Source organism: Luteitalea sp., assembly GCF_044337415.1.
Lineage (GTDB): Bacteria > Acidobacteriota > Vicinamibacteria > Vicinamibacterales > Vicinamibacteraceae > Luteitalea.
On sequence record NZ_JBIINP010000167.1, the window covers coordinates 1 to 9489 of the forward strand.

Here is a 9489-nt window from a genome sequence, read left to right on the forward strand (position 1 = left end):
CGGTTGAGCGAGGGCGCCACCCACTCCTGGTTCTTCACGTCGCCCTTCGCGTCGAGCTCGTACCCGGCCGCCCGATTCCGGATGATGTCCCGCTCCGAGATGACCCGTGTGGTCGACATTCCCAGTGGTCGGAAGACACGCGCGGCCTGGAACTCGCTCCAGTGCGTTCCCGTCAGGCGCGAGGTGAGCAGACCGAGCAGCAGGTAGCCCGTGTTGCTGTAGCTCCACTGCGTGCCCGGCTCGAATTCGAGCGGCATGGACCGCACGACCGTGAGCAGGTCGGCTTCGCTGTAGTCGCGCCGATAGTCGAGCTCGTCCGATCCGTAGTCCTTCAGCCCGGACGTGTGCGTCAGCAGATGGCGAATCGTGATGCGATGCCAGGCCGAGGGTCCCTCGGGGAAGTGCTGGGCCAGGCGATCGTCGAGCTTGAGCTTGCCGTCTTCGGCCAGCAGCAGGATGCCGGCTGCGGTGAACTGCTTGCCGAGCGAACCGGACTGGTAGATGGTGTCGGGCGTGGCCGGGGTCTCGAGCTCGAGGTTCGCCATCCCGTAGCCCGCGGACTTCACGGGCGTGCCGTTGCGGAGGATCACGATCGACACGCCGGGGATCTTCCGTGCGGCCATCACGCCGCGGATGTAGTCGTCGACCGGGTCGGCCGCGGCGACCGGAGCGAGGGCCGCGACCAGGGTGAAGGCGAGGACTGCGCGTCGCATCGGCGCATGATAGCCGCCCGCTCCCGTCGGAGGCACGTGGGTGTGTGGCGCCGCGACCCAACTGCGCCCGAGCCATGCCCCCGTCAGGCGCAGGCGTGTGCGGGTCAGACCTTGAAGAACACGCGACGCCGATAGAACCAGAGCAGGATCGCCCACGCGGCAGACGCAAACAGTGCCTGCCGCACCACGGGCAGCCACACCGGGCCCAGCGCGGGGGCGAGCAGGTCGACCCACGCCCGGGTTGCGCTGCGGAACCAGCCGCCGAACGCATTGCCGATCACGTAGGCCGCGATGGAGTTCATGCCGACGACCAGGAGCGGGAACGCCCAACGGCGCCACCCCCGTACCTCGATCGCCCAGTAGAAGGCCGCCAGCATCAGCGTCGTCCAGCCTGCGGCGTAGATGGCGAAGCTCGGCGTCCAGATGCGCTTGATCAGCGGGAACCACGGACTCAGCGCGAGGCCCGTTGCGATGCCGCCCAGGCCGGCCAGCAGCAGCGTGAGGGCCGTGCGCCGAAGGTCGCGGCCGTCGCGCACGTACTGCCCGGCCATCACGCCCATGATGATGGTGGCGCTCGACGGGATGGCGTTCATGCCGACGTAGTAGCCGCTGTAGTGACGGCCCAGCAGCCAGAAGTCGAACGCGCTGCCGATGTTCTCGTTGGCCTGCGCCCATGGCCCGCCCGGGCCGTTCCACGGGTTGACCATCCAGAGCCACTGGTAGCCGACCAGGATCGCCGCGACGACGAGCGACTGCGTGCGGAGCGAGCGCCCGAGTACGAGGAAGGCGACGAGGTAGCCGAACGCGATCTGCTGGAGCACCCGGATGCCGCCGACCTGGATGCGCTCGGCCCCGATGTGGTCGAGCAGGACGCCGATCAGCACCAGCATGGCCGCACGGCGCACCGCATGCCCGGCCTGCGCGATCCACGTGTCGCCGCGTGCGGCGCGTGCCGCGTAGGCGAAGGGCATCGCGACGCCCACCATGTACATGAAGGCCGGCTGGATGAGGTCCCAGTAGACGGCGCCCTCCCACGCGACGTGCTCGTTGTGCCTCGAGAGCCAGCCCCATGTCGGATGCCCGGCGAGCGAGTGGAAGATGCCGCCGCAGAGCAGCGTCAGCATGATCAGTCCGCGGTAGGCGTCGAGCGACACCAGACGTGCGGTAGGTGCGGTGACTGGCGCCACCGGCGTCGTGACGGGGCGCGTCCGCTGGTCCGCGCGTCGGCGCGCGCGTCTGCTCATGGGCATGGGTGTGCGGCATGGTACGACAGCGTCTCCATGGCTGCCGCGATCACCTGCACTAGACTGCGGGCATGCTTCACCGAGCCACCCGCTTCGTCCTGTGCGCCGTGAGCCTCGCCGCAGTCGGTGCCGTGGTCGTCGCGCAGCCGACAGCCCGGCCGGCCCGGCCCACGGCGTTCGTCGCCCCGGCGGCCAGCGAGAAGGTCGCCGACGCGCCCCGCCCGGCCACGCCCGATGCGGGGTGGGGCCGGAAGTTCGCGACGGAGAACACGCGACCGACCGTGACCATCGCCAACCCGTACATGGACCCCGCGCGGCCGCTCTTCGCCAAGGCGGAGAGCCTGCGCTGCGCCGCCGACGGCAGCGTCGTCGTCAGCGGGCGCGCCGGCTTCGATGCCGACGCGCGGCCGCTTGCGGCGGGCTTCTGGCGCATTGCGCCGGACGGCGCCGTCACGCCGCTCCACGCGCGTGCCGAGAGCCTCCGGCCGAGCCGGACGTGCGGCGCGCCATTCGCGCAGACGGCGGCGGCGCCCAAGCGCTTCTCGCTCGGTGCCGACGGTCGCATCCTGTTCGCGGGGCCCGGGTCGATCCAGGGCATCACGGCGGCGGGTGCCGTGTCGCCACTTGCCGGCTCGGCAGGCGACTGCAGCTATCAGGGGAAGGTCGGCGCCGGTGACGGGGCCGCCGCCGCTGCCGGATTCAACGAGGCGGACCGCCCGGTGGAAGACACCGACGGCAACCTGTGGGTCGCCGACCAGAAGTGGTGTGCGCTGCGGCGCATCTCGAAGGACGGGCAGGTCACCACCGTGCTCGGTGCGGACGTGGTGTGCAACGAGACCGTGCCGCGGGAGGACCGTCCCGTGCTCACCAACCTCGAGTGGGATGCCGTCCACGGCGAGTTGGTCACCGCCGGCGCCTTCACCGTTGCGCGGCCCGTGCACGATCTCTACACGGTGATCTGGCGCATCAAGCCGGACGGCACGTACCGCCGGGTCCTTTTCGGCAAGAAGGCCACGCGGATCAGCCCCGCGAAGGCGCACCTGGACGGCATTCGCGCGATGGCCGTCGATGGCAAGGGTCGGATCCACATCATCAGCGACCTGATGCTGTTCGAGCAGCGCGGGTTCGACGCGCTGCAACTGCTGCGGGTGGATGAGGTCAACGCCACGGTGGTGCCGATCACGGGCACGAAGATCCCGAAGGGCACGTGGATGGCCTCGCACCCGATGGACGGCCCCTCGCCGCTGGCCTACTTCCAGTACTCCCGCGACCTCTGCTTCGCGCCCGACGGCACTGCGTACGTCAACGACGAGATGCTGATCCGGCGCATCGACCCGACCGGCCAGGTGACCACCTGGGCCTTCTGACCCCTTCGGCCCCGGCGGTCGCGGCGCGCGGACCCGGCGGTCCGCCTGTCGCGCGACCAGGGGTGGCGTCAGACGCTCTCTTCGGGTAGCGTCTCTGCGACTGCCGCCCGGCGCGCACTCCCGGGCGACCCTCGTGGCGTGTCCTGTGGGCACGTCTGGTGTGCGATCGCCGCCTCCCCGGCGAAGTGTCCTGCGTGTGCGTGAAGGAGTCCGGGGAATGCTGTCCATCGAAGAGGCAGCCAGGTTCCGCGAGGACGGGTTTCTCGTCCTGCCGCAGGTCCTGGGGGCCGGCGCCATCGCCGAAGTGCGCGCGCTGCTCGATCCGTTGTTCGCGCGCTTCGACCACCTGCCGCGCGACGTGAAGCGCGACCTCGCCGCGCGGCCGGCCGACGACACCGTCGCGCCACGCAGTGCCGAGATCGAGCGACCGAGCCGCCTCGATGCGCGGCTGCGCGCCACCGAGGCATTCCGTCGCTGTCGCGATGTTGCGCGTGCCATCGGCGGTCCGTCGGTCGGCTATTCGTTCGACCACGCCATCTACAAGGCGCCCTTCAACGACGCCGAGACGCCGTGGCACCAGGACCAGGCGTACACGGGGCACCGGCGCCTGCTCCGGACGTTCCATTTCTGGATCCCCCTGCAGGCAGTGACCGTCGAGAGCGGCTGCATGCAGTTCATTCCCGCGAGCCACGAAGCAGGCCTGCGCGCGCATGGCCGTCGAGCCGGCGGGCATGTCCGCGCCGTGCACGATGCCGACGGTACGCAGGCCGTGGTGTGCCCGCTGCCGCTCGGCGGGTTGACCGTGCACCATCCCCTGACGCTGCACTACACGGGCCCCAACCGCACGGCCGACGTGCGTCGGGCGTGGATCATCCACTTCGGTCCCTGGGGGCGGCTCGCCAAGCTGCATCCCGCCATCGTCCTCGAGCGCATGGCCCGGCTCGCGGCGGGGGCGCGATGAGCGACAGCACCTCCACGCGTCGCGCCGACTCCCGGGACGACTCGCGGCGTGCCGCGTCGGCCTCCAGGGGGCTCGTCTACGTGTCGTGGGCGCCGCACTGTAGCCGATCCGATCACACCGCGCGCGAACTCGGCGGCCAGTCCTTCATGGTCTACGCGGGGTGGCTCGGCAGCCATCCCGTGACCATCCTGCCGAAGTACCTGCTGCAGGCGTTTGCCACGCTGCGGGTGCTGCGCCGTGAACGCCCCGACGTCGTCTGCGTCATGACGCCGCCGGTGTTCGCCGCGCTCCCCGCGTTCGCGTATGCCTGGTGGCGCCGTACCCGCGTGGTCCTCGACGCCCACACGTGTGCCTTCGTGCTGCCGCGCTGGCAGCGCCTGCAGTGGCTCCAGCGCTGGGCGTGCCGTCGCGCCGTGACGACGTTCGTCACGAATGAGCATCTCGCGAGCCGGGTACGGGCCTGGGACGCGCACGCCACGCTCGTGCCAGACGTCCCGATCGTGTTCGACGCCATTCGCCCGTGGCCCCGCGACGAGCGGTTCACCGTCGCGGTCGTCTGCTCCTTCGCCGACGATGAACCCGTTGACGCGATCGTCGCCGCGGCGCGCCTGCTGCCAGACGTTCGACTGCACGTCACCGGCGATGCGTCGGTGTTGCCGCGTCGTGTGCGCGACGCGCTGCCCGACAACCTGGTGCTCACCGGGTTCCTGCCGACCGAGGCCTACGCCGGCCTGATCGTCGGCGCCGATGTCGTCCTCGACCTCACGACGCACGACCACACCATGCTGCGTGGTGCGTTCGAGGCCATCTTTCAGGGCGTCCCGGTGGTCGTCTCCGACTGGCCCATCCTCCGTGAGGCTTTCCCGATCGGCGCGGTGCACGTGGCCAACGAGCCCGACGCCATCGCCGGCGGCATCCGCGCCGTGCAGGCCGAGCACGAGAGGTTGCGCGCGGAGGCCCGCGTCCTGTCTGCGGAGAAGCGTCGACGGTGGGACGTCACGCGGGCCGGCATCCTCGCCCTGGTGCGCGCGTCCGAGGAGTCGCCGGGCACGGCGGCATCGCAGACGGGTTGAGGGCAGGTCGCCCTCAGCGGAAGGCGTTCAGCGTCACTTCCACGTACGGGATGTGCGAGGGCGCGGTCCGTCCGCTCACGGTCCGGGTGAACTCGCCCGGGGCGAACCTCGCGTACCCGATGTTCACGCCCACACGAGGCGTCACCGGAAAGCGCACCCGGACATCGAACTCGTTGCCCATGTGCGTGCCACTGCGTCCGCTGGGGTCGCGCAGGCCGGCGACGTTCCAGCGGTCGGTTGCGCTGGCGAGCCAGTAGGCGCTCCAGCCGGCGTCGATGCGGAGGGCGGGCGTCGGCGTGAGCTCGACGCGCACCTTCTGCGCGCGCAGGTTCTCCCACTGGATGTAGTCGCTGGCCGAGAACGGACGGGCGAAGCCGAAGAGCCGCTCGAAGCGATTGCTGGCCAGATCCGCGGGATTGCGGTCGCCGGAGGCGTGCGTGTGGTTGGTACTGAAGCGCGGCTTCCAGGGATGCTTCGGCGAGTAGCCACCCTCCACCACGAACGCCGACGCGCGGTGGCGCCGCGGTCGATCCTCGCCGGACTGCGCCGCCAGGTCGACGTCCCAGTCCACGCCGGTCCGCCCGACCAGCCCGAAGGCGCGCACCCCCACGGTCGGGATGTCCCGGTCGGTGCGCACCGTGGCCCTGGTGACGTCCTGCGACAGGTGCAGGACGTACGGCTGCAGCGTGGCCACGCGCGACCAGCGGCGGAGGTCGAGGATGGCCCCGGCCAGCCACTGGGTGTCGTCCGGTTGGTCCAGCCCCGACAGCAGTCGGCGCACCGGCCGCAGGGCGAGCACGTCGAGCTGCCAGGCATTCGAGGCCCGTCCGACGGTGCCGCGCAGTCCGTCGAAGGTGTTCGACGTGTTGCGCCACTCGTTGCGCGCCAGCAAGCGTCGATCGAGGTACTCGAACGCCTGGCGCCCGGCCTTGATGCTCACGGGGCGCCCCTTGCCCGCCCCCGCCGCGAAGTAGAGCTCGGCATAGGCCTGGATGGGCTCGGTCAGGTTCATGTCGCGTTCGTCGGGAGGGAACTGTCCTCCACTCCGGCGCGAGTCGACGAGCTCGACGGCGAGCCTCAGCGGCCCGAGGCCCTCGCGCACGCCGAGATACAAGCGGGTGCGCCAGAGCACGAAGTCGTCCACCACGGAGACCTGTCGGCGGTAGTCGTTGTCGTGGTGTTCGAAGCGCGTACGCAGTTCGAGACCGACATCGAGCCAGTCGAGATCCTCGAAGCCGGGCAGGCCGGTCTTGTTGGCGGGCCGGACGTACCGGGGCGGCTCCGATTCTGGCCGCAGGCCGTACCCCCGCTGTTCGACCTGGAAGGACGGCTGCGGCTTTGGCGCCGGGGCGGCCGTGGTCTGGGCTGCCCCCTGCGCCCACACCCTCGTGCCCGCCATCAGGGCCAGCACGGCGAGGCGCAGGACCGGGTGGGTGAGTGCGAGGTGCGGACGGAAGAGCATCGAAGGCGAAAGGCGCGCTGAGGCGCGCCGCCAAGGATATCGGCAGGAAGCGCCCCGCGTCGCATGGGGCAGGGCGCACCGTCCGATTCCCACGACGCTCAGCGCACGCGGGTCGCGAGGTTGTTCGATCCGGCGGCCCACCGCACGCCGTTGGCGTCGTTGTAGGTGGCGCCTTCCACCACGATCTGCGCCGGGGTGATCCCGAGGCTCTCGACCACCGTGCCGAAGCGCCGGTTGGCGGCGGCCGGCACCTCGGCGCTGACCGCGACGTTGGTCCGCGAGTTGGCCCTGACGCTGCGCGTGAAGACGCTCGTGGTGCCGTCCTCGTACACCAGGGTCACGAGCACCGTGCCGTCGGTGTTCGACGTGTTGGCGATGAGGATGTACGTGTCGCTCCTCAAGGCGCCGCCGACCTCGCCGCCCGCGAGGGCCCACTTGGTGCCCGCCTGCAGCGCCCCGACCGACACGTGGCCCTCGGACCACTGCGTCGAGTCGCCGGGCCACCACATCGCACGCTCCGCGACGATTGCGCCGTTGATCGCCCTGAAGGTCGCCGACACGGCCGTGTTCGCGAGGGGCAGGCCGGTCAGACCTGCGAACGTCTCCTGATCGGCCCACACCGTGTAGCGGCTCGTGGGCGGCACCACGTAGGTCTTGGAGAGCACGGTCCCGTCCGGCAGCAGGTAGCGACCTTCCACCGTCACGTCGGACCCGCCGCTGTTGCTCAACAGGTAGAACAGGTCGAAATAGGGACCGGTGGCGCCCTCGGCGAAGAACCACTGCTGCGAGGGGCCGGCGACGGCGGCGGCTTCGTGCCCGGCGGCGAACACCTGCCCGGCCGCATCGCGGTACATCGCACGCTCCACGATGATCGGCAGCGTCGAGGTGAGCACCGCAGACACCTCGGTGCTGGCCAGTTCCGGGCCCTCGCGGTTGACCCAGATGTTCTGCCGGCTGCGCGCCGGCACGAGGTAGGAGCGGCTGATGGGACCCGCACCCGCCCGCAGGTACAGGACGTCCACCGTCGCCGGCACGTCGTTCGGGTTCTGCAGCAGGTAGAACAGCTGGAACCCGCCGGTCGTCGCGCCCTCCGCCAGGAACCACTGGCTGCGCGGCGCGGCGATGCTCGTCTCGGCGTGGCTGCCGTAACCGGAGGCGTTCCAGCGCATGGTGCGATCGGCGACCACGGGCTGGTCCGACGAGACGACGGTGGAGAACTCGGCGGCCTCGAGGCCGACGATGGTCTTGGGGTTGATCGTGGCTCGCAGGAAGCCGCCGAGCGGCACGAGGCGCACGATGTCCTGGCCCGTCGACGTCTGGAAGGTGAGGCGCGCGGTCGTCGGAGTCCCGCTCGCGTTCAGCAGGGCGATCGACGTGTCGAAGAACGTGCTCGTCGCGCCCTCGGCGAAGTAGCGCGTGTAGGACCCGGTCGCCGCGACGAACGCGGCCGGCGTGGTGCCGCAGGCAGCCGTGGTGAGCGTGGCGGACGCCGGCTCGAACGTGAACCCGGTCCGGCTCGGCGTGAGGGTGACCACCTGGCCCGGTGCGGCCCCGACAAGCGTGTATCGTCCGTCGGCGTCGGTGAGCGTGGTCACGGCCGGACTCGACAGCGCGACCTGCACGCCGGCGAGCGGGCCGTCGAAGCGGTCCCGCACGACGCCGGAGATGGCCGACGCGCAGGTGGCCGTGAAGTTCGCGGTGGCATCGGCCGTCAGGTTGGTCAGCGACACGGACGCCGGCGCGAACGTGTAGCCCGTGGCCGACGGCGTCACGGTGACGCTGCCGCCCGGCGGCAGGTTCGGGAGCACGTAGGTGCCGTCTGCCCCGGTGATCGCCACGTCCGAGGCGCTGCCGGCGACGGCGACGGTCACGCCGGGCAGCGCCGACCCGCCTCCGTCGCGCACCGTGCCGGTCACGGCCGGCAGGGTGGTGGTGCTGACGATGGCGGTCGTCTGCACGGCGCTGTCGTTGGTGGCGTCCGGATCGGCCTGGCTCGACGACGCGGTCGCGCTCACCGAGGCCGTCCGCGGCGTGCCGTAGGTGATCGCCATGGTGCGCGTCGCGGTGGTCCCTGCGGCCAGTGCGCCGATGTCGAAGCGCACGACGCCGCCGACCGGCGTCAGCCCGCCCTGCACGACGAGGCTCGTGGCGTCGCCGGGCACCGGCACGACCACGGCGACGTCGGTGGCCTGGGCCGGGCCGAGGTTGGCGACCGTGAACGCGTACGTCACGGGCCGGCCGACGAGCGCCGGATCGGGCGCGTCGGCAATGGACAGCGAGAGGTCCGCCAGCTCGGGCGTCGGCGCGAAGACGTTCGTGCCGGTCGTCGCCGGCGTGATCAGCAGGTTCGTGGCGTCGCTGAAGAAGGCCACGCGTCCGCCGCCGAGCAACGTCGCCGATCGGCTCGCCGCATTGGCTGTCGAGGGTGCCCCGATCGGCACCACGCTCTTCACCTCCGTCGTGCCCGCCACGCGATCGCGCACGAACACGTCGTCCACGCCATTGGTGTCGGCGACCACGGAGAAGTGGACGAAGTTGTTGGCCGCCGAGCGCCAGGCGACGTGGCGGCCGTTCGCGCTCACGCCCTCGAGCACGGCCGTCGCGTTGCCGCCGGTCGGCACGGCGTGGTCGCGGGTCAACCACTCCACCGGACCGGTGCCGCTCCCGCC

7 protein-coding genes are annotated in these 9489 nt (G+C 71.1%); 3 read left to right on the plus strand and 4 right to left on the minus strand.

Going from position 1 to position 9489, the window contains the following annotated elements; translation table 11 throughout:
* Window positions 1-713: serine hydrolase domain-containing protein (locus ACIRDX_RS17710; protein WP_396626766.1), on the minus strand; the 713-nt coding region annotated here is incomplete at its 3' end.
* A gap of 104 nt (window positions 714-817) precedes the next feature.
* A complete protein-coding gene (locus ACIRDX_RS17715) occupies window positions 818-1957 on the minus strand; it encodes an acyltransferase family protein (RefSeq protein ID WP_396626767.1) in 1140 nt (379 codons plus the stop codon).
* A 71-nt stretch (window positions 1958-2028) separates the two neighbouring features.
* On the opposite strand from ACIRDX_RS17715, the gene ACIRDX_RS17720 reads away from it, so the two are divergent.
* The 3 genes from ACIRDX_RS17720 to ACIRDX_RS17730 all read left to right on the plus strand — a co-directional run bounded on the left by ACIRDX_RS17720 (window position 2029) and on the right by ACIRDX_RS17730 (window position 5358).
* Window positions 2029-3324 (plus strand): hypothetical protein, encoded by a 1296-nt coding sequence (locus tag ACIRDX_RS17720; RefSeq protein WP_396626768.1) that lies wholly within the window; start codon window positions 2029-2031, stop codon window positions 3322-3324.
* Window positions 3325-3541: 217 nt separating this feature from the next.
* Window positions 3542-4285, plus strand: coding sequence for a phytanoyl-CoA dioxygenase family protein (locus ACIRDX_RS17725; RefSeq protein ID WP_396626769.1), 744 nt, complete (start codon window positions 3542-3544; stop codon window positions 4283-4285).
* Window positions 4282-5358, plus strand: a complete 1077-nt coding sequence (locus tag ACIRDX_RS17730) for a glycosyltransferase (RefSeq protein ID WP_396626770.1) — start codon at window positions 4282-4284, stop codon at window positions 5356-5358. Before ACIRDX_RS17725 ends, ACIRDX_RS17730 begins: the two co-directional genes overlap by 4 nt.
* A 13-nt stretch (window positions 5359-5371) precedes the next feature.
* Here ACIRDX_RS17730 and ACIRDX_RS17735 read toward each other — a convergent pair whose 3' ends face one another.
* Entirely contained in the window at window positions 5372-6820 is a 1449-nt protein-coding gene (locus ACIRDX_RS17735) for an alginate export family protein (RefSeq protein WP_396626771.1), read from the minus strand.
* Between the two features lie 98 nt (window positions 6821-6918).
* Window positions 6919-9489 (minus strand): carboxypeptidase regulatory-like domain-containing protein (locus tag ACIRDX_RS17740; RefSeq protein WP_396626772.1); only part of this gene is annotated, 2571 nt, incomplete at its 5' end.